The 18,808-nt window shown below is 67.6% G+C and carries 19 protein-coding genes and 4 pseudogenes; 8 read left to right on the forward strand and 15 right to left on the reverse strand.

Features of this window, described 5'->3' with window-relative positions:
• The 10 genes from ACFPZ3_RS25105 to ACFPZ3_RS25150 are packed head-to-tail and all read right to left on the reverse strand — an operon-like array spanning position 1 to position 9,692.
• The gene (locus ACFPZ3_RS25105) at positions 1–681 is read right to left on the reverse strand and encodes a hypothetical protein (protein WP_379516664.1); all 681 of its coding nucleotides are present in this window, start codon (positions 679–681) and stop codon (positions 1–3) included.
• Positions 678–1,886, reverse strand: a complete 1,209-nt coding sequence (locus ACFPZ3_RS25110) for an ATP-grasp domain-containing protein (RefSeq protein WP_379516665.1) — start codon at positions 1,884–1,886, stop codon at positions 678–680. The genes ACFPZ3_RS25105 and ACFPZ3_RS25110 overlap by 4 nt, the downstream gene beginning before the upstream one ends.
• Complete coding sequence (locus ACFPZ3_RS25115) at positions 1,883–2,917, reverse strand: glycosyltransferase family 2 protein (RefSeq protein WP_379516666.1); 1,035 nt, start codon at positions 2,915–2,917, stop codon at positions 1,883–1,885. Before ACFPZ3_RS25115 ends, ACFPZ3_RS25110 begins: the two co-directional genes overlap by 4 nt.
• A 3-nt stretch (positions 2,918–2,920) precedes the next feature.
• Complete coding sequence (locus ACFPZ3_RS25120; protein WP_379516667.1) at positions 2,921–3,664, reverse strand: HalD/BesD family halogenase; 744 nt, start codon at positions 3,662–3,664, stop codon at positions 2,921–2,923.
• Positions 3,600–4,985 (reverse strand): phenylacetate--CoA ligase family protein, encoded by a 1,386-nt coding sequence (locus tag ACFPZ3_RS25125; RefSeq protein WP_379516668.1) that lies wholly within the window; start codon positions 4,983–4,985, stop codon positions 3,600–3,602. Before ACFPZ3_RS25125 ends, ACFPZ3_RS25120 begins: the two co-directional genes overlap by 65 nt.
• Positions 4,982–5,800, reverse strand: coding sequence for a hypothetical protein (locus ACFPZ3_RS25130; RefSeq protein ID WP_379516669.1), 819 nt, complete (start codon positions 5,798–5,800; stop codon positions 4,982–4,984). Before ACFPZ3_RS25130 ends, ACFPZ3_RS25125 begins: the two co-directional genes overlap by 4 nt.
• A 1-nt stretch (position 5,801) precedes the next feature.
• On the reverse strand, positions 5,802–6,164 hold the full coding sequence (locus tag ACFPZ3_RS25135) for a YybH family protein (RefSeq protein WP_379516670.1): 363 nt from the start codon (positions 6,162–6,164) through the stop codon (positions 5,802–5,804).
• A gap of 29 nt (positions 6,165–6,193) precedes the next feature.
• On the reverse strand, positions 6,194–7,183 hold the full coding sequence (locus ACFPZ3_RS25140; RefSeq protein WP_379516671.1) for a hypothetical protein: 990 nt from the start codon (positions 7,181–7,183) through the stop codon (positions 6,194–6,196).
• Complete coding sequence (locus tag ACFPZ3_RS25145) at positions 7,173–8,702, reverse strand: nucleotidyl transferase family protein (protein WP_379516672.1); 1,530 nt, start codon at positions 8,700–8,702, stop codon at positions 7,173–7,175. Before ACFPZ3_RS25145 ends, ACFPZ3_RS25140 begins: the two co-directional genes overlap by 11 nt.
• A 12-nt stretch (positions 8,703–8,714) precedes the next feature.
• A complete protein-coding gene (locus ACFPZ3_RS25150; RefSeq protein ID WP_379516673.1) occupies positions 8,715–9,692 on the reverse strand; it encodes a UDP-glucuronic acid decarboxylase family protein in 978 nt (325 codons plus the stop codon).
• 531 nt (positions 9,693–10,223) lie between these two features.
• On the opposite strand from ACFPZ3_RS25150, the gene ACFPZ3_RS25155 reads away from it, so the two are divergent.
• Positions 10,224–10,691, forward strand: a complete 468-nt coding sequence (locus ACFPZ3_RS25155) for an alpha/beta fold hydrolase (RefSeq protein ID WP_379516674.1) — start codon at positions 10,224–10,226, stop codon at positions 10,689–10,691.
• A gap of 1,215 nt (positions 10,692–11,906) precedes the next feature.
• On the opposite strand, the gene ACFPZ3_RS25160 is transcribed toward ACFPZ3_RS25155, so the two are convergent.
• Positions 11,907–12,500 (reverse strand): hypothetical protein, encoded by a 594-nt coding sequence (locus tag ACFPZ3_RS25160; RefSeq protein ID WP_379516675.1) that lies wholly within the window; start codon positions 12,498–12,500, stop codon positions 11,907–11,909.
• Positions 12,501–12,811: 311 nt separating this feature from the next.
• Positions 12,812–13,012, reverse strand: a complete 201-nt coding sequence (locus ACFPZ3_RS25165; protein WP_379516717.1) for a hypothetical protein — start codon at positions 13,010–13,012, stop codon at positions 12,812–12,814.
• 123 nt (positions 13,013–13,135) lie between these two features.
• On the opposite strand from ACFPZ3_RS25165, the pseudogene ACFPZ3_RS25170 reads away from it, so the two are divergent.
• From ACFPZ3_RS25170 to ACFPZ3_RS25185, 4 genes and pseudogenes are all read left to right on the forward strand, one after another.
• Positions 13,136–13,414, forward strand: a pseudogene (locus tag ACFPZ3_RS25170) (DUF2637 domain-containing protein); the annotation flags it as partial.
• Positions 13,404–14,106 (forward strand): annotated as a pseudogene (locus ACFPZ3_RS25175) (IS3 family transposase); the annotation flags it as partial. The pseudogenes ACFPZ3_RS25170 and ACFPZ3_RS25175, both read left to right, overlap by 11 nt.
• A 181-nt stretch (positions 14,107–14,287) precedes the next feature.
• Positions 14,288–14,722 (forward strand): ester cyclase, encoded by a 435-nt coding sequence (locus ACFPZ3_RS25180; protein ID WP_379516676.1) that lies wholly within the window; start codon positions 14,288–14,290, stop codon positions 14,720–14,722.
• Positions 14,723–14,827: 105 nt separating this feature from the next.
• Positions 14,828–15,478: pseudogene (locus tag ACFPZ3_RS25185) on the forward strand (low temperature requirement protein A); the annotation flags it as partial.
• 38 nt (positions 15,479–15,516) lie between these two features.
• On the opposite strand, the pseudogene ACFPZ3_RS25190 reads toward ACFPZ3_RS25185, so the two are convergent.
• The 3 genes and pseudogenes from ACFPZ3_RS25190 to ACFPZ3_RS25200 form a co-directional block, all read right to left on the reverse strand.
• Positions 15,517–15,642 (reverse strand): annotated as a pseudogene (locus ACFPZ3_RS25190) (Tn3 family transposase); the annotation flags it as partial.
• Positions 15,643–15,648: 6 nt separating this feature from the next.
• Positions 15,649–16,011 carry a hypothetical protein gene (locus ACFPZ3_RS25195; protein ID WP_379516677.1) on the reverse strand — a complete coding sequence of 121 codons (363 nt, stop codon included), beginning with the start codon at positions 16,009–16,011 and terminating at the stop codon, positions 15,649–15,651.
• A gap of 158 nt (positions 16,012–16,169) precedes the next feature.
• Positions 16,170–16,418, reverse strand: a complete 249-nt coding sequence (locus ACFPZ3_RS25200; protein WP_379516678.1) for a hypothetical protein — start codon at positions 16,416–16,418, stop codon at positions 16,170–16,172.
• A 36-nt stretch (positions 16,419–16,454) separates the two neighbouring features.
• Here ACFPZ3_RS25200 and ACFPZ3_RS25205 point away from each other — a divergent pair, with 36 nt between their 5' ends.
• From ACFPZ3_RS25205 to ACFPZ3_RS25215, 3 genes are all read left to right on the forward strand, one after another.
• On the forward strand, positions 16,455–16,901 hold the full coding sequence (locus tag ACFPZ3_RS25205; protein WP_379516679.1) for an integrase core domain-containing protein: 447 nt from the start codon (positions 16,455–16,457) through the stop codon (positions 16,899–16,901).
• A gap of 172 nt (positions 16,902–17,073) precedes the next feature.
• Positions 17,074–17,544, forward strand: coding sequence for a SigE family RNA polymerase sigma factor (locus ACFPZ3_RS25210; RefSeq protein ID WP_379516680.1), 471 nt, complete (start codon positions 17,074–17,076; stop codon positions 17,542–17,544).
• Positions 17,541–18,791: a TolB family protein gene (locus ACFPZ3_RS25215; RefSeq protein ID WP_379516681.1), complete on the forward strand. Its 1,251-nt coding sequence runs from the start codon at positions 17,541–17,543 to the stop codon at positions 18,789–18,791. Before ACFPZ3_RS25210 ends, ACFPZ3_RS25215 begins: the two co-directional genes overlap by 4 nt.
• Positions 18,792–18,808: the final 17 nt, after the last annotated feature.

The following is an 18,808-nucleotide window of genomic DNA, read 5'->3' on the forward strand; positions in this document are numbered from 1 at the left end:
CTACGCGCTCTCCGTCCGCGTCCGCACGACGCGCACCTTGAGCGCGTCCCACCAGCGCTGAGGGCTGAAGAACACCGCGAGCGCCAGCACCACGTGCACCAGGATGAACAGGTACGCCTCGATCTTGGTGGGCGGGTGCCCGAGGAACACGGTCATGTGCGATGCCCAGTCCCACACCTCGGGGATGGTGGCGTAGGCCGGGTCGGTGTGGTTGTTGACCGTGAGGAAGGCCAGGTCCTCCAGACCCGACAACATCAGCAGCAACATCCCGTACGACAGCCTGCGCACCACCGCCGCCGAGCCGCCACCCACCCGGAAGGCGAGCACCATGGCCATGATGAGGAACGGCGTCACCGTCAGGACGTGGTAGTACAGCCCGTAGAACGCCTCGGCGGTGCCGGACTCCACGCCACCGAAGAAGAAGATCTTCGGCACGAAGTACAGGAAGTACAGCAGGAACGCGGCCGGCACCAGCACCAGCACCAGTCTGAGCCGTTTGGCCCACTCCACGTCGAGCCTGGCCACGGCCTCGGTGGCGAAGACGAACGGCAGCAGCTTCACCAGGAAGATGCCCAGCGACTCCACCTCCCGATCATGGGGCAGGCCGAACCAGACGAACGCGGCACTGGCGGCCGCCAGCGCCGCGAATATCAGGAAGCCGAGCGGCTTGGGGGGAATCATGGGGAACCTTTCACATCGGGCTCGATCTCGAATCGGAGAGTGCGCAAGGCCCGGTCGAGCGCCTCTTCCAGTTGCTCCCGCGTGTCGGCGACCAGGACCAGGTAGCCGAGCTTGTGCCCGGCCTGCGTGTAGGCGCGTACGTGGTCGCCCGGCGCCTTGAACACCTGGACGTCCACCACCTCGGGCATGCGCCGCAGTTCGTCGAGCCCGTCGACGGCCGTGAGCACACCGTCGGCCTCGGCGGTCAGGATGCGCAGCGCGGCGGTGCGCCGGAGGGTGACGTCGATGGTCAGCGGCTCGCCCAGGGCCAGGCGGACGGCCGCCTCGACCGTGTTCAGCCCGAAGGCGTGCCGCACCATCAGCGGCATGCCGTTGCCGCCCAGCCTGGCACCCATCTCGATGAAGCACAGGTCGCCGCCGGGCGTGAGCACGAAGTCGAAGTTGACCGGCCCCTGCCGGTGCCCGACCTCGGCGCAGATGGCGGTGACCGCCTCGGTCAGCCGCGCGTACACGGACGGGTCGAGATCGGCGGGCACGACATGGGTCAGGCTGATCATCGCGGGCCGGCCGGTGATGACGCGGTCGGTGACGGCCATGAATGCCAGCCGCCCGTCGGCGAAGAACGACTCCACCGCGCCGTGGCGGCCCTCGATCAGCTCCTCCAGGATCACCTGGCGGGAGAAGGAGTTCTTGCGGGCGTGCTCGATCGCGCCCGGCAGGTCGGCCGGCCCGTCGAGCACGGTGATGCCCTTGCTGCCCGACGAGTCGGCCGGCTTGACGATCAGGGGATAGCCCAGGTCCGCCGCCGCCCTGGTCAACTCCTCGACGTCGTCGGCCTGCGTGTACCGGTACGCGGGCAGCCCCAGCCGGTCGATCACCTGCCTGAAGTAGCCCTTGTCGACCGTGCACCGCAGCGCGCCGGCGGCGGTCTGGTGCGGGGTCCGGTAGATCCGGCTCAGCTCGGCCACCGCCTCCTGGGCCGCGTCACTGGCCGGGGAGATGACCGCCGCGACGTCGATGGGGCCCAGCGCGCGGGCGATTCCTTCCGGGTCCCTGCTGGTCATGCAGAGGAACTGGTCGGCTTCGGCCTTGCCGAGCGCGTCGGGACGCTGGTCGACGCCGATCACCCGGTAGCCGAGCCTGCGTCCCTCCCGGTAGGCGGGGAGCTGATCCTCTCCTCCGCCGAGCACGATGAGGTTTCTCAACTGACGTTCTCCCAGACCTCGGCGACTACGTAGGGGGTTTCGTGGCCGTACAGGGCCTCGTCCGCGCGGATCGGGATGTTGGCCTCCCGGATCTGGTAGCGCGGCACGCCGATCGCCTGCACGCGCATCACCCGTACGAGGTAGCGCGCGACGACGGTGAGCAGCATGAGCGTGACCAGGGACGTGACCAGTGCGGCCAGGCCGACCGCGAGCTGGCTGAGCTGCCCGGCCAGCGCCAGTGCGGAGATCACCGCGCCTCCGGCCACCGCGGCGGCGCTCAGGCCGATCAGCCAGGCCAGCGGACGGAACGAGAAGCCGACGAACAGCTCGATGGCGTGCGGGAACAGCTTGCGCAGGTTCCACTTGCCGACGCCGTCCACCCGCGGGTGATGCTCGGTGGGCAGCGTGGTGTAGCGGGCGCCGATCAGCGGGGCGGTGGCGATGAAGTACGGCGTCGACAGCCGGCTGTCCACCACCTTGCGCGCCACGCTGGTCCTGACGATGCGGAACACCGACGCGCCCTGCGGCAGCTCGATGCCGAGCCAGCGCCGGGCGATCGTCTGGTGCGCCCAGGTGCCGAGCTTGCGGTACCAGGGGTCCCGGCGGTTCTCGCGCACGGCGAAGACCACGTCGTAGCCCTCCATCGCCTTGGCCACGAGCCGGTGGATCTCGTGCGGGGGCGACTGCAGGTCCGCGTCGAACTGCACGGTCCACGCCTTGGAGGCGTACTTGAACCCGGCGGAGAAGGCCGCCTCCAGCCCGAAGTTCCTGGCGAAGGAGATGTACTTCACCCGGGGATCGACGGCGGCGAAGCCTTTGATCGCGTCCAGGGTGCCGTCGGTGCTGCCGTCGTCGATGAACAGCAGCTCGACGTCGTCGTACTTGCCCACCTCCGTCTGGATCTCCTGGTAGGCGCGCTCGACGCAGTCGATCTCGTTGTAGCACGGGATCATCGCGGTGATGCCGGGGGGCGGCATGCGGGCGTCCTCCGTGCCCGCACGCGCCCCTGTCTTATGGATGAGGTCGGTCATCTGTCAGTCGAACATCGCGTGCATGGTCTCGTGACTGGCTTCCTTCTTGGCGTCCGACTCGCTGCCCCAGCAGGTGTTGAGGATGATGCGGGTCCTGTCGGCGTTCAGCGGGATCGTGCGGTGCAGGGTGGTGTCGGAACGCAGGAAGTACAGGTCGCCGGTGGCGTGACCCCAGGTCTTGATCGGGTGCTGCTGGAGGTACTCCTCGACCCGCGGGTCCTGCTTGTTCCAGTCGGTGTGCGGGACGGTCTGGAGCTGGCCGCCGTACTTGGCCTCCGGGGCCTCGATGATCCAGATCACCGTGAAGCTGAAGTCGCCCCAGTGCCAGCCGTGCGTGTCGCCCTGCTTGTGCTGGCGGATGGCGATGTACTTCTCCTCGTCCCAGGGGCACTGGACGACCGGCTGCGCCGCCAGCCGGCTCAGGAAGCCCATGAGAGCCTCGGACTCGTAGATCGCCGGGATCAGCTCGCTGTCCTTGGCGATCGCCTGCTGGCTGATCGTGCTCATGAAGCGCGGGGAGTTGCCGGTCTCGGCCAGGTGGATGTCGATCCGCTTCTCGTGCAGGTCGAGCAGGCGGTGAACCTCCTGGGAGGTCTCGGTGAACAGCGACTGCGGGACCAGGCCGGGCAGCTTCACGTAGCCCTCGCGGCGGTAGTGCTGCGAGAGCTTGCGCACGGCGTGATCATCGGTGTAAGTGGTCTCGAGGTGCTCGGTGATGCGCTGGTTGATCGTTTCCTTCAGCGACATGTGATGAGTGACCTTTCTCTGTTGCGGACGAATCATCGGGAAGCACACGATCTTCGAGTACTTTGATGATCTTGATCTTTCCGTTGGCTTCTGGGGTGATCCGGGTGGCCGTCCTCACGGTGACGTCCAGGCCGGGCGACCTGTGGCGCAACGCCCGCGCGACGTCGCCGGCCAGCGCGTCGCGGGCGCCCGCGGCAGGGACGATCACCACCTCGACGGCTCCCGGCCGGCGCTGGAGCACCTGCATCCGGGTCACCTCGGGGAAGTCCTGCACGACGTAGGTGAGAAAGTCCCCGTAGTAGTGGCGGCCGTCGTGCCCGGCGATGCGGTCCTGACTGCGGCCGAGCACCTCGCGCACGATGGGCGTGGCGTCCCGTTCGCAGCGGCAGTCGTCCGGGGTGATGTGCACCCGGTCGCCGAGCCGGTAGCGGATGAGCGGCATGGCCCGGCCGCGCAGGCGGGTGAGCAGGACCTCACCCCGGCCGTGCTCGACCGAGACCGAGCCGTCCTCCTGCTCGACCTCGACGACCAGGTCGGAGGTGCGCAGGTGCAGGTTGCCCCGCGGGCAGGCACGGGCGATGGTGAACGTCTCGACGCAGGCGTACACCTCGTGGTGCCGCGCGCCGAAGTAGCCGAGGACGTGTGCGCGGACGGCCGGGGTGAGCCGCTCGCCGCCGAACAACACCGACCTGACGCCGTCGTACGCGATGCCGCGCCGCGTCAGCTCGTCCACCACGCTGGCGATGACGTTGGGGAATCCGATGAGGAACGTGGGCCTGGCCGCGAGGAATGCGGCCACTTGTTCGTCCAGCGGCCGGTCGGTGCCGATGTGGAAGTTCCGCAACACTCCCAGGCGTTCGAGCGGGTGGCGCAGGAACGGGTTGACCCGGAAATAGGCGATCCTGTCGGTGGGACGCAGCCCGCTGGCCAGCAGATCCTGCAGATAGGTGGCGCGCAGGTAGCCCAGGTCGCGTTCCGAGCTGCGGACGGTGACAGGGACGCCGGAGGATCCGCTGGTCGTGGCCGCGCGCGTGTTGGCCTCCTCATGCCCGGCCGCGAGCAGGTCGGCGCCGGCGCGGTGCAGGTCCATGCGGTCCAGCACCGGGAAACCGGCCAGGTCGTCCGCGCCGCGCAGTCCCTCGACACGAGCGCGGGCGAACGCGCGCCGGTAGTGGGGGACGTTGGCGTAGGCGTGCCGGACGAGCTCGCGCAGCCGACGGGCCTGGATCCGCCGTTGCTCGGCGTGGCCGAGCCGTTCCCTGCGACGGATCCCGGCCAGGTGGTAGGCGACGGGCGCGAGGCTGAAGGTGGATCCGCTCACGAAGCCGCCTGAGAGGTGGTCAGCACGGGGGTGCCGTGCTCGCGGCAGAGCTCCACGGCGAGGTCCGCGCAGCCGGGCACGCTGATGCCCGCCAAGGTCGGCCGGCGCCGCCGCAGCAGGGTGAACAGCGGTCCCGCCGGGGTCTGGCGGACATGGACGCGCCGCCAGTTCAGGTGGATCCGCCGGCAGTCCCGGCGGCGGCCCCCGAGATAACCGAGGAGCCGGTCGTGCACCACATGACCGGGCTCGTCCGGTACGTGACTGGGCTCGTCCGGTACGTGACCGGGCTCGTCCAGGCCGGTCAGGGGGATGCGGAGGAACCGGCGGGTCCGGCCGGGGTGCTCGGGCGACTCGGCGAGCTGGTCCGGGTCACCCAGCAGGGCGGGCTCGCGCTCGGCGCGGAAGGCGCGCAGACCGGCTTCGCGCACCTCGGGATCGGCGACCTCGGCGTCCGCGCTGAGCAACACGTGGTAGCGCGCCCTGCCGAGCCGCCGCCAGTCCAGCAGTGCCCCGCGTACCTCGAACAGCGGCCGCTCGCCCCGGTACTCACCGGTCAGCCGCAGCGCGTCCAGCAGTTCGGCCGGCTCACCGATCCAGGCGGGCTCCTCCCGCCGCCGCTCGTAGGGCGCGCCCAGCGGATGCAGCCTGCTCAGCAGCGTCTCCAGCCGGGTCGCCGGCGTCGGCGCCGGCTCCTCCTGCCGCGCGCCCGCTTCGGCCCACATCTCACGGTAGTACGGCACGGTGCCGAACGCCCGCGCGACGGTCGCCCGGTAGTCCCGTTCCCAGGCCCGCTGGGAGAACCCCCGCCCGGTCATGTCAGCAGAAGGTGTTCTGGTCGTGGACGAGCAGCCACCGCTCCTCGGCGCGGGCGAAGTACAAGGTCAGGTAGTAGACCTTCTGGTACGGCTTGCCCTCCGGGTCCAGGTCGTCGTACACGACGGACAGCAGCGCGAAGGCGCTGTCCCCGGCCGTCTCCACCCGCACGGCCTCGGCCCGCAGCGACCAGTCGGGGTCGGAGAACCAGGCGGCGTGGTAGGCGGCGATCTCCTTCGTGCCCCGCAGCAGCTTGCCGTTCGGCAGGATCAGCGTGGCGTCCTGGTGGACGGTCGCCAGGTACCCCTCCAGGTCACGCGCCTCGATCGCCTTCAGATGCGCGTCGAGCGCAGGTTGGAACTCCACAGTCGTTTGCCTCTCGAAATAGCGGACGGTCACCACGCGGCCAGTACGGCCGTCTGGGGAATCAGGTCGCACCCGAACCGCTGCTTGAGCTCGGCCATCCCCTTGCCGAACTCACAGCCCTCACGGCCGTGCTCGATCATGTAGTCGATCTCGCGTAGATACAGGTCGAAGTAGAGGTTGCGACGCCCGCCGTCGCGTATCTCCAGCGAGCCGGTCACCGTGGTGACCAGCCGCCTTCCGTCGTCGAAGGCCAGGTCGAAGGAGATCAGCCGGTCTTCGTCCAGGTGGCCGAAGTACCGCACGCCCTCCTCGCCGCCGAGCACGTGGAAGTAGCGCGCGGGCAGGGGCGCGTCGGAGCTCCCGTGCTTGCGCAGGGTGGCCTCGGCCAGTGCGGCGGCCTGCACCGGGTCGATCTCTCCCGCGCCCGCCAGCACCCGCGTGCCCTCGGCGGCCTCCTCGCGGACCCGGCGCAGCCGGCGCCGCCGGTCACGCGGCAGGTCCGCGAAGTACGCCTCCATGCCGGGCCAGCGGTTGCGCAGCAGCGTGTTGGGCGCGGTCCTGATGCGGGGCCGGTTGCGGCGCGCCACCACCGGCACCATGTCGTCGGTCACCTGCCGGTAGACGATGCCCAGGCAGCGGCGGCCCAGCCGGCGCCGTAGCGCCTTCTCGAACGCGGCCAGCGCGACCGCCCTGGCCCGCTCCTGCAGCTCGGCGGCGAACACGAAACCGCTGGTGAAGCCGATGAGCATGCGGCAGTTGAACCACCCCGCCGGCGGCAACGCGCCAGGCTCGGCATACCTGCCCGTGCGCGGCGGCAGCCCGACCACCTCGCCGCTGAACACGGCCGCCACCTGGCCGCCATCGCGGACGATCCCCAGCCGGATCGGCCGGGTGGAGCACCAGGCGACCGCGGTGAGCGCGTCCGCGTGCCAGGCCGCGATCAGACCTTCCTGCTTGCGGAACAGCTCCCAGTCCGCGGGCACCGGCTGCGCCGTGGGATCGATGATCTCAACCCGCATCGCCATCACCCGGCCTGAGCTGGGCCAGCACCCGTTCACGCAGAGGGCGCTCGCCGCGGTCGGTGTAGGCGCGCACGGCGGCGACGAGCTCGTCCCGCCCGAAGACCTCCATCAGCCGCCGCAGCGGCGGCCCCGACTCGGTGCCGAACAAGGTCAGATAGAGAGTCCGATACGAGGCCCGCGTCCACCGCCCCGGCAGGTCACCGCCGATCAGCAGGTTTCCCGGCACATCCTGGACCGTCCTGTCGATCCAGCAGTCGTTGTGGCGGGCCAGCCAGGCATGGGCGTGCCGGACCCGGTCGCCGGCGGCCGGCCCCAGCAGGCTGATGACGCGGTCCGCGTCGTAGCAGTGCGACTGGAGCAGGCCCAGCACGCGCCGCATCCCCGGCAGACGGCCGGTGTCGTCGTCCTCGCCGGCGATGAGGTCGTGCAGCGCCACGGCCCGCGGCTCGCCCGCCCGCACCTGGGCCAGGAAACGGTCGTAGGCGTCGTAGACGGCGACGAACGGGGCGAAGTCCAGGCTGATCCGAAAGTCGGACAGGCAGTTGGGCCTGCCGTACAGGAAGAGAATCAGCCGCGCCGGCATCACGCGCATGAGGTCCGCGAGCGTCATTCCGCCGCCGCGCGACCCCGACACCTTGCCGGCGTCGGCGGACTGGCGGACCAGGCCGTACGGCACGATCACCGGCTGGTACGCGCGCAGGTACTCGCGGTAGATCGCACGGGTGCGGTCCATCGTGCTGCCCGCGCTGCAGTGGTCCTGACCCGCGGGCTCGCAGTCGATGCGCTCATGCGTGACCCGCAGCGTCCAGTCGAGCGCCCATGCGGGCTTGACGAGCTCGATGCGGCGCGTGGTGGTGAGGGCGCCGCAGGAGTCGCAGGCATAGCGCACCCGGTCGCGGCCGAGCTTGAGCGTACGCGTGCCGCCCCGGCCGCACTGCTCGCAGTAGACGCTGAACAGGTGCTCGGGTGCCTGCCCGAGGAGCTTGCCTAGCTTGCCCGCGCCGCGCAGGTAGCGGCGCTGAAGCGGTACGTAGGTGCCGACGAGGTAGCGTTCGTGCTGGTAGTGGGTCTGCCAGTCGGACTCCGCCGGGGTACGCCCGTCGGCGTCCGCCTCCGGCGGGCAGATGCCCATGCGCTTCAACTCCGCGACGTACCGGCGGCAGATCCGCGTGCTGCGCTCAGTGGCGGCGCCCAGCGGGCGTGCGCCGTACCCGGCCAGCTCGGGGTCGCGAGCGGCCTGGCTGGGCCGGATGGGGTCGTAGTCGTCGAAGCTGAGCAGGATCAGCGAATCCTGGCCCAGGCGGCGCAGCGCCCGATGGACCAGGTACGCGCAGGCGGTGTCGCGGAAGTTGCCGACATGGAACCAGCCGCTCGGCGACATGCTGGTCTGGATCACCACACGCCGCTCCGGCCCATGCCGTTCGATCAGGCGCTGGGCGTAGTGATAGGCCCAGTGCGGATGGGAGCGGTCCTGTCTGAACAGGTCGGCATAGCCGACTTGGGCAGTCGTGCTCATGCGTGCTTCGTCCTAGGAGCTCGTGCGTGCCAGGTTGCCCGCCGTCCAGAGCTGTGGATGCTCCTGGAACCAGGCGATGGTGTGCCGCAGCCCGTCCTCGATGGGAATCTTGGGCGTCCAGCCCAGGCGGGCCTTGGCGAGCGTGATGTCCGGACGGCGGATCTTGGGATCGTCCTGCGGTCGCGGCACGAACGCGATCTCCGACTCGGAGCCGGTCAGCTCCTTGATCCACTGGGCCAGCGCGAGCATGGAGATCTCATGCGGGTTGCCCAGGTTGATCGGTCCGTCCAGGTCCGAGTTGAGCACCCGGAAGATGCCTTCGACCAGGTCGTCCACGTAGCAGATCGACCGGGTCTGCGTACCGTCGCCTGACACGGTGATCGGCTCGCCGAGCAGTGCCTGCCTGATGAACGTCGGGATCGCGCGGCCGTCGAACGGACGCATCCTGGGACCGAAGGTGTTGAAGATCCGCAGGATCGCGGTGTCGACGCCGCACGCCCTTCTGAAAGCCGTGGTCATGGCCTCGGCGAAGCGTTTGGCCTCGTCGTAGACGCCGCGCGGGCCGACCGGGTTCACGTTCCCCCAGTACGTCTCCGGCTGCGGGTGCACCAGCGGGTCGCCGTACGCCTCCGAGGTGGAGGCGAGGACGAACCGGGCGCCCTTCTCCTTGGCCAGTTCCAGGGCGTTGAAGGTGCCGTTGGAGCCGACTCGGAGCGTGTCGATGGGAAGGCGCAGGTAGTCGGTGGGGGAGGCCGGCGAGGCGAAGTGCAGGACGGCGTCCACGACGTCCGGGAGGGTCAGGTGCTGGGAGACGTCCGCCCGGATCAGCCGGAAACGGTCGTCGGCCATCAGGTGCTCGACGTTGGCGACCGCCCCCGTGAGGAAGTTGTCGACGCAGTAAATGTTGTAGCCCTCGGCCAGAAACCGCTCACAAAGATGCGACCCAAGGAATCCGGCGCCGCCCGTGATGGCCACGGCGGGCCATCTCATAAGGTCATCTCACTTTTACCTGCACACTTTATGGCAGCACAAGAAATCGTCACGCACTCCCCCGTTGTGAATCTCTAGAGCGCGTCCCCTAGCGCTCGTGAAGATCGCTTGCTGTGCATCGGCAGGCTACGATGACCGCATCACCAGCGTCAATCATGACACTCGGCTACATCCAGGAATATATCGGACATATCATATCTAATGATGAGTAGTTTAATAGTTGACCAGGCAGTCGAACAGTCGCTATGACCTGGTGTTTTGAGGCGTGATTAACGCTTAACGCATCCGGAAAACCACCCATCGTAATGGGATGACGCTAGGCCGCAACGGGCCGGGCGCCGACAGGTCCGTCCTCATCCGGAGGTCATCGGCTGGACCTGCACACATCCTTATCCGTAGGTCATCGGCTGGATCTGCACACACCCTCCAGAACCAACCCGGCCGGTAGGCTGACTCACCCGCACCCATGCTCACGACCGTCGCGGCACGATCCCCTTCGATCACCCCTGACCTGGAGAGGACTGCCGCGCCTTGTACATACGAGAAGCCGGGAACGCCGATGGGCCTGTCCTGGTGCTCATCCACGGGGGTGGCGTCGCCGGCTGGATGTGGCAGGCGCAGCTCGTCGGGCTCACCGCGCCGCTCGCCCGCCAGACGTGGTTCGCCCGGCTCCAGGCCAAGGCGCTGTTCGTCCCGAACGATCTCCTCGACGACTACCTGCGCACCTCGAAGGCACTGCCGAAGGACACCCTGCTCGCGCTGACCCGGGCCAACTCCGCCTTCCGCGCCCCACCCGCGTGGCGGACCTTCCCCGGCCCCACCCTGCTCCTGACCGGAGGCAAGGAGCCGCGGGCGTTGCGGGAGGGAATGCGGCAACTCGGCCGAGACCACGCGAACAGCGAGCTGGTCGTTCACCCGGGCGCGGGTCACGGGCTGCCGCTGCAACATCCCGAGTGGTTCAACGCGCAGCTCGGGGACTGGCTCCGGCGTCATCTCTGAGCGCGTTCCTCTTGCCCCCGGAATTAATCCTCCGCCGTTATCGCACCACGCCTGTCAGCCGGTCGTAGCGGTAGAGGCGCGTGCGGGACTCGGCGCGGTCGCGCGCAGCCCCTGCTCTCGAACCAGGTCCTCGATCTGCTCGCCAAGCCGATTCAAACTGCTCGATGCCGGTCCTGCGTGGAACGCACCGCGTCGGCCGGCGCCAGTGAATTCTTCGCGTCGGCCCGATCCTGCTCGATCGTCATGGACACGAGCATTTCCACGAAGGCCGGAAGCTCACGCGCTTCGTCTCTCTGCGTTTCGAAAAGATCGATTTACCAGTTCAGAGACGACCATATGGCGGACAGAGATCCCGTGCCGCGCGGGCGGGGCCGCCAGGGAAACGAGATGTCATGGACCATCGGCCGTGACTTCCGTTTCACCCCGCGCACGCCGCCGCGATTGTATTTCACGAACTACTCGCGCTCGTAGGTTACTCCGGATAGGTAAGGCTTGTGGCTCGGGCAGTACTTCTTCGAAGTCCCTGGTGCCTCTACCCAAGGGCCGTTGTACTTGGTGATGGATGTCGCGGTAGAGGATGCCTCGCAGCGGATGATCACCCGATGCCCCTGGCCCATGATGCACTTGGCCCAGCCGTTGTCGGGCCCGCTCCGGTCATACCCGTCGTGCAAACGGGAACGGCCGCGTTTGCGACGCTAGAACTGACCAGGTAGGTACCCGCTGTTGTCAGGCCGAGCGTGGTTGCAAGCGCGAGTGTCGATGAGAGCCTTCGCATGCGTTCTCCGTTCCGAAGCATTCGACTTTGATGCTTCGCGAGGATCAGAACACATCTCGGTATGTCGCGGGTATGTCGCAAGCAGCCCGTGGGCGTCCAAACCGCCGCCTTCGACATCTCTTTGCACGCTGGCTCTCTGGCAAATCGGCTGGCTGTTTGCCATCGAGGCTGAATACCTTGAGTTTCATTTCCAGTTCATTCAAAGACGCTCCTCGGAGCGCAAGGCACGCGTCCCCAAGTCCGATTGTGGCGGTCGATGTACGCGTGCCAGCCGGCGCTGTGGCGGTGCGGCGGCCCTCGAGACGAGCGCATGGGCGCCCACGGCGAACAAATACCGTGGCGAAATAATTCACCACGGTATTTGTCGTTCACCTTTTCAGGCGGGCGAGAACGATTTCGGACTCAAATCGCCGATCGCCATGCCAGGAGATGCCCGCGCGCTAGTTCCAGGCGCGGTGGTGGTCGTACTTGTCGTGACCCCACTTGTCGTGGTGTTGGTCGGACTCGTCGTGACCCCACTTGTCGGACTTGTCGGCTTTGTCGTGGCTGTGACTGTCGATGTTGCCGTAAACGAACTTACCGAAGACGACCTTTTTTTGGCCCCACTTGTCGTGGCCCCACTTGTCGTGGTGTTGGTCGGACTCGTTGCGGCCCCACTTGTCGTCGTGCTGGCCCCACTTGTCGCGGCCCCACTTGTCGTAGCGGTGGTCGGACTTGTCGTCGTGTCGGTCGGACTCGTCGTGGCCCCGCGTGTCCTGGTGTTGGTCGGACTCGTCGTGGGCCCTGTCGTGGTCGGACTTGCCTTCATCGTCCCACCAGAAGGAACCGCACGCACTCGCGACGAAGTCCGGGCAGCCTATGGCAAGCTTCCCCGTTGATACGTAGCTGGCGTCGGCCTGGGGCGCGGCCGAGCTCGCGCTCGCCACTCCCTGAGCTACCGGAGCGAACATGAGACCGGCGGCCGCAGCGGCCAGAGCTAGCGTCGCGATACGCCCGTGGCGGAGCGTCCGCGATCGCTGGAGTTGGGTATTCACGTGTTTTGTTTCCATTCATGGATAAATCGGCGCGAAATCCGGGTGCCCACATCTCGTTAGGCACCCGGACGGAAGCAGACATACCCACTAGGATCATTACATTTGCGCCTATGAAGCTAAACAATGCCCCAAATCCAACGTCTTCAAAGGAGTCATCATTCAACAACGATTTTGGCTTCGTTTGCATGTCGCGAGACATAGCACGACACTCGCTCCAAGAAATTCCCATTCGAGCGCCCTGCGGTGGGGTGGCGACAGGGAGACCCGCCATGACGCCCAAGCGGCGTTGATCTTGCAGCAAATCTGCTTGGTCAATGCTGAGCGGTCACCTCGATCAGCGTCCAGCCGTCGAGCGTGCCGACCTCAAGTCGGCGGGCGAGGATCGAGGCGCTGCGTCCGCTGCCGCAGCGGCGGTCAGGAACGGCAGCGCGGTCGAAGGGCGGGCGGTGATCATGGTGGCTACTGCCGATTCCGCCGGTCTTGCGGCAACGCAGCCAGGTTTCGTGGAACATGCGGCTGGGGCGATCGGTTCGCCGATCAGGGAGCAGGTGTCGTCGGATCGGTGGATCCGTTGGACGACTACTGGGGCGGTTCTCGTGCTGGCCGCGATTGCGGCCGTGGTGTCCTTCCGGCACATGCGGGAGTTGGCTCTGACGCAGGGGGAGGATGTGCTGGCCGCTGCGCTCATCCCGCTGGCGGTGGACGGAACGATCGTGGCGGCTTCGATGTCACTGCTGCGGGCCAGCCGGCATGGCTCGCGCGGTGGTCTGCTTCCTCGGGCGTTGCTGATCATCAGTAGTCTCGCCAGCATTGGAGCCAATGTGGCGGTGGCGGAGCCGACGGTGATCGCTCGGGTGATCGCCGGGTGGCCGAGTCTGGCACTCATTGGGGCGTACGAGATGCTACGGGGCGTTGCGGGTGCATGCCGAGCTGCGTGGGTTCGGGCACACCGTGAACCGCAAACGTGTCACCCGGCTGATGCGCGTCCACAACATCGTTGGCCTGCACCTACGCCGCAAGAGACGCACCACGATCCCCGACAAGGTCGCGCCACCTGCCCCGGACCTGGTGAAACGGGACTTCACCGCCGCCGGCCTCGATGAGAAATGGTGCGGCGACATCACCTATGTGCAGGTCGGCAATGGCTGGCTCTACGTCGCCTCGGTGATCGACATCAGGTCCCGGCGGGTGCTGGGCTGGTCGATGGCCCCGCACATGCGCACCGGCCTGGTGATCGACGCGATGAACGCAGCGGTTGCCGCCCGCGGCGGCCGCGTCCGTGGCGTGATCTTTCACTCGGATCGCGGTTCGCAATATACCTCGGCCGCGTTCAGCGAGGTTTGTGACCGGCACGGGATTCGCCGCAGTATGGGCGGGGTCGGGTCGTCTTATGACAACGTCCTGGCCGAGAGCCTGTGGCAGAGCCTGAAACGCGAGGTGACCCACAACAAGGTGTTCACCACGGTGGAATCAGGCCCGTCTGGAGATCTTCCGCTGGCTCATCTTCTACAACACCCGCCGCCGCCACAGCGCACTTTCATATCTCTCGCCTTTGGAGTTCGAACAACAACACCAGCAGACCGCTAAGCTCTCACTGGTCGCATAAGCCCCTGTGTCCACACTCCGGGGGGCACCTCAGGTCTCGGTTTCGGGCCAGCTGGTGGTCATGCCCATCACCTCGCAGGTCGGCAAGCGCGTGCTGGTACTCCGCCATGACCTGGACGCCGGCCGTTGTTAACGTGGAAAGGAGCGGCCGCAGGGTGCGGGCGCGAACGGGGGTGGTGGTCATGACCAATGCCCGGCGTCTCAAGGACGAAGCCATCAGGGCGTTCAACGACCACGACATCGAGGGTCTGGTCCGGACCTTCGCGCCCGAAGCGGTCTATGTATCGCCGGCGGGGACCATGGAGGGGCGCGAGCAGATCGGCTGGTACTTCCGTCACTTCTTCGAGGGCTTTCCCGATCTGAAGATCACGGCATGGAGCAAGCCGACACTGGATGATCCCGCGGTGACGGAGTACATGATGACCGGCACTCACGACGGCCCTTTCCTGCTGGCGGAAGGCCGGGTGCTGGCCGCAACCGGGCGTCACATCGCGATCCGCGGGGCTGCGGTGTCCACCATCGAGCGCGGCATGATCGTCGCCGACCGCGACTACTACGACCAGTTGGAACTGTACAGCCAGCTCGGGTTGCCCATCCCTGCAGGAGCGGCGGTTTGACGACGCCTCTAGCTCCGTCCCACCGCACGGGCCGCGTTCGGAGTTTCGCCGCGCCGAGAGGAGGTCTGCCCGCCGATGCGTGATCGTCCCGCCAGGCGGCATCGCATGATCGGCAGGGACGTCGCCGAGCCCGGCCGTACCGTTACGCCGCTGGAGTTGCTCTTCGACCTGTGCTTCGTCGTGGCGGTTGCTCAGGCGAGCAGTCGATTGCACCACGCGCTGTCTGAGTCGCACATCGGATCCGGAGTGCTCAGTTACGCGATGGTGTTCTTCGCCATCTGGTGGGCGTGGATGAACTTCTCCTGGTTCGCCTCGGCGTACGATACCGACGACGTGCCGTACCGGCTCGCCGTGCTCGTGCAGATCACCGGCGCACTCGTCTTCGCGGCAGGTATCCCGTCCGCCTTCGACGAGCACGACTTCACGGTCGCCACTTTCGGATATGCGGTGATGCGCACGGGCTTGGTGGCCAACTGGCTGCGAGCCGCGGTCTGCGACCCGGCGGGACGGACAACAGCCCTGCGATTCGCGGTCGGAGTCACCGCGTGCGAGATCGGCTGGCTGAGTCTGCTGCTGCTGCCGGAAGGCGCGCGGTTGTGGGGATGGCTGGTCCTGGTGCCTGCCGAATTCGCCGTCCCGGTCTGGGGCGAGCACGCGCGCAGGACTCCCTGGCACCCCCATCACATCGCCGAGCGTTTCGGCCTGTTCAGCATCATCGTCCTCGGCGAATCGATCCTCGCGGCCACTCTTGCCGTCCAGTCCGCCGTGGACGCACGGCAGGCCACCGCAAGCCCGGCGTTGATGGTCTTGACCGGGACGACGAACCGCAGCCCGCCCACCGAGGCCAGCAGGCCGCCACCCCACGCCGCGACGATCGGCACCTTGTCTTGATGCTCGATCAGGATCGCGTTGGCCGCGGCGCCTTGTTAATTAACTGAACTAAAATCATCGTTTTCGCAGGTCAGAGGCCTATCTGCTAGCTTCCCGGCATGGCCAAAACGGAGGGTCCCGTCCCGGTCCGGGTCGAGGCGATCGTCAAGGACGCGCTGCTGGATCTGGTCGAGCACGCTCAGCGGGAGGGCTGGAGTTTCCTGGATGCCTGCCGGGTGCTGGAGATCACCCCGCTGCGGGTCTATCGCTGGGCCGAACGCCGCGAGCGTGGGCAACTGGCCGACCGGGCGCCGGGCGGCGGGGCGGTGCACGGCCTGCTGCCGGCCGAGGCCGAGCAGATCGTCGCGCTGTTTCACGAGTGGGGCGAGGTGGATCGTTCGCACCGCAAGCTCGCCCATCGCGGTTCCTATCTGGGCCGGGTGTGGGTCTCACCGTCCTCGGTGCACCGGGTCCTGGAGGCCCATGGGTTGCGCGTGCGCGCCCGGCCACGCCCCGGCCTGTCCCAGCGCAAGCCGTTCCCGGACTGGGTGGAGTACCGGCCGTTGCAGATCTGGATCTACGACACGACGCATTTCTCCGCGTGCGGGATGGCCGCGCTGGCGATCATGGATCTGGTCTCGCGCAAGTGGATCTGCGAGGTGGTCTCCGTCGAGGAGACCCACACCCAGGTGATCCTGGACTTCGCCGACGCGCTGGACCGTGAGGGGCTGCTGCCGCTGATCACCGGCCGCGCCGACGGCCTGGTCGATGTCGGCACCGACGTCGACAACCCGGCCCGGCCGGTGCTGCTCGCGATGAGCGACAACGGGCCGCAGATGACCGCGGCAAGACGCGCGAGTTCATGGCGCTCTCAGCGATCGCCACCCACTTCGGCCGGCCCGGCACGCCGACCGAACAGGCCTGGATCGAGACGCTGTCCGGGCACCTCAAGGCCGAGTTCCCGCACCTCACAAAGATCACCGAACCGGCGGTGCTACGGGCCGAGCTGGCTCGGGTCCGCGTCTTCTACAACGGCACCCGCCTGCACGAGGGACTGGGTTACGTCACGCCCGACGACGAGCACGAGGGCCGCGGCCCAAAGATCCGCAAAGCTCGACAGGAAGGCGCCTTGAACAATCCCGCCAACGGCGCCCGGAGTGGCACCGCGCGAACCGGGGCACATCACCCACACGGGGAGCCACCGATGCCGGCTGAAGAATCCGCGATCTGCATCATTAAGTCAGAAACGCCTCAGCCGCTGCTTTCTCGGGTTACGGCGCCAAGCGGGCGCGGCGAAGTGCGCCCATGATCCGCCTGGGCCTCCATCGACAACCTCGCCCGACGCATAACCGGCTAATCAACCCAAATCTGGCGATACATGTAACCGGCAATCAATCACAAACTTCGCACTTCAGACGCCCTCTTAGATTTCGAGCAAAGGTCTTTGCAACAGGCCCGGCCTCGGGATGCGTCTTGTAGGTGTGGAGTTCGAGGATTTCGTCCGGGCGCGCGGGTCCGCCCTACTCAGATACGGCCACGTGCTGACCGGCAACGCCGACGACGCCGCCGACCTGGTACAGGAGGCACTGCTCAAGCTGAGCGACGGCTGGCGCAGGGTCCGCAACAAGGACGATCCAGAGTCGTACGTACGTACGATCATGGTCCGGCAGCACATCAGCTGGTGGCGCAGGCGGCGCAGGGAGCACCTGACAGACGACCTACCAGAAGGCTCCTACACCGACAGCCACTCCTACGGCGAGCTGTGGAAGGAACTGGCCACGCTGCCGCGCAAGCAGCGGGCCGTCCTGGTGCTGCGCTACTACGAGGACCTGTCGGATCAGGACATAGCCGAAATCCTGGGGATCTCCCGGGGAACCGTGCGCAGCCAGGCGTTCCGGGCGCTCAACACGCTGCGGATCAAGCCGGCGATGCTTGAAAGGGGACGATCGTGAGGACAGAGGACGAGTTGACCGACGCGCTGCGGTCGGTGGCGGAGCGGTCGCCACAAGAGCGCGACCTGCTGGCAGCCCTCGCAGTGCGCAGGCGTCGCAGGCACCAGCGGCGCACGCAGGTGCTCGCGGCCGGGGCCGTAGTGGCGGTACTGGGTGTGGGCGCGGTGGGAATGAGGGGCTTCTTCTCCGCCGGGGGCCACGCCGCCGTGTCGGCGGCGACTCCCACGAACATGACGGTCACCGTCACCACGATGCTCCCAACCGTGGTTCCGAACGTGGCGCTCTCCCCGCCCGCGCGCTCGAAGGTCGTGGACGCCGACAGGCTCTGGCCCGGCGCGGTCTTCACGATGCCCGCCAAGAACGCCGACGGCTGGCGCTATCGTCCGATCACCAGCCTCAGCGCGACGGAGGTGCTGCTCAGCGCCGAGTCGTCGTTCGAGAAGGCCGGGACGTTCGAGGTGTACGACTCGGCGACGGGCAAGTCGCGCGTGGTCACCACGGTGCCGCGGACGCCGGGGCTCGACGGCTACTTCCCGCAGACCGCCACTACCGACGGCCAGAGCCTCGCCTGGTTCGCGTACGGCGAAAAGGACGGCGCGGCCGTGCGTGAGATCTGGACGGTCCCGGTGGCGGGTGGCGAGCCCAGGCTGCTCGGCACGTTCACCGGGAAGCACGCGCAGATCGACGCGATCGGCGTCGACGGCGACCACGTCTACTGGTCCGAGCTCTCCGGCGGCGTCTGGAGCATCCCCCTCGCGGGCGGCGAGGCGGCGCGCGTGCCTGATAGCGACGAGCTGCACCTGATGAAATGGCCGTACGCCGTGGACGCGGCCGACGGCCCGAAGGGCCACGACCGCAACCAGACCAAGCTCGTAGACCTGGCGCGGGAGGCGCAGACCGAGATCAACGTGCCCGCGTCGGCGCAGGGCCTGCGGTGCGGACCCTCCTGGTGCTTCGGGCGTAACGGGCAAGGTTCGTTCGTGCAGTACCTCGACGGCACGAACACGATCGCCCTCGACGGCCTCAGCGACGTCTCGATACTGACCCGGTTCCCGATCCTCGACCGGTTCCTGTTCGCCGGGAGCACCGTCTACGACGCCGCCACCGGCGAAGTGGCCGCCATCGGCAAGGGCAGGGGCATGTACGGCGTGGGCACCTCCTCCGAGCCCAGCACGATCATCTATTGGGACGGCGAACCCGGCACGTTCACGGTGCTGAACTTGGCAGCCGTCCCGCCCGCGCAATAGCGTTCGGGACCAAGCGG

This window comes from Nonomuraea insulae, assembly GCF_042656245.1.

What these genes read in the sequence shown, in the direction of transcription:
- ACFPZ3_RS25105 (WP_379516664.1), bottom strand. Translation starts at nt 681, where the DNA reads ATGATTCCCCCCAAGCCGCTCGGCTTCCTGATATTCGCGGCGCTGGCG.
- ACFPZ3_RS25115 (WP_379516666.1), bottom strand. Translation starts at nt 2,917, where the DNA reads ATGACCGACCTCATCCATAAGACAGGGGCGCGTGCGGGCACGGAGGAC.
- ACFPZ3_RS25120 (WP_379516667.1), bottom strand. Translation starts at nt 3,664, where the DNA reads ATGTCGCTGAAGGAAACGATCAACCAGCGCATCACCGAGCACCTCGAG.
- ACFPZ3_RS25130 (WP_379516669.1), bottom strand. Translation starts at nt 5,800, where the DNA reads ATGACCGGGCGGGGGTTCTCCCAGCGGGCCTGGGAACGGGACTACCGG.
- ACFPZ3_RS25140 (WP_379516671.1), bottom strand. Translation starts at nt 7,183, where the DNA reads ATGCGGGTTGAGATCATCGATCCCACGGCGCAGCCGGTGCCCGCGGAC.
- ACFPZ3_RS25145 (WP_379516672.1), bottom strand. Translation starts at nt 8,702, where the DNA reads ATGAGCACGACTGCCCAAGTCGGCTATGCCGACCTGTTCAGACAGGAC.
- ACFPZ3_RS25150 (WP_379516673.1), bottom strand. Translation starts at nt 9,692, where the DNA reads ATGAGATGGCCCGCCGTGGCCATCACGGGCGGCGCCGGATTCCTTGGG.
- ACFPZ3_RS25165 (WP_379516717.1), bottom strand. Translation starts at nt 13,012, where the DNA reads ATGTTCCACGAAACCTGGCTGCGTTGCCGCAAGACCGGCGGAATCGGC.
- ACFPZ3_RS25180 (WP_379516676.1), top strand. Translation starts at nt 14,288, where the DNA reads ATGACCAATGCCCGGCGTCTCAAGGACGAAGCCATCAGGGCGTTCAAC.
- ACFPZ3_RS25195 (WP_379516677.1), bottom strand. Translation starts at nt 16,011, where the DNA reads ATGGGCGAGCTTGCGGTGCGAACGATCCACCTCGCCCCACTCGTGAAA.
- ACFPZ3_RS25205 (WP_379516679.1), top strand. Translation starts at nt 16,455, where the DNA reads ATGGCGCTCTCAGCGATCGCCACCCACTTCGGCCGGCCCGGCACGCCG.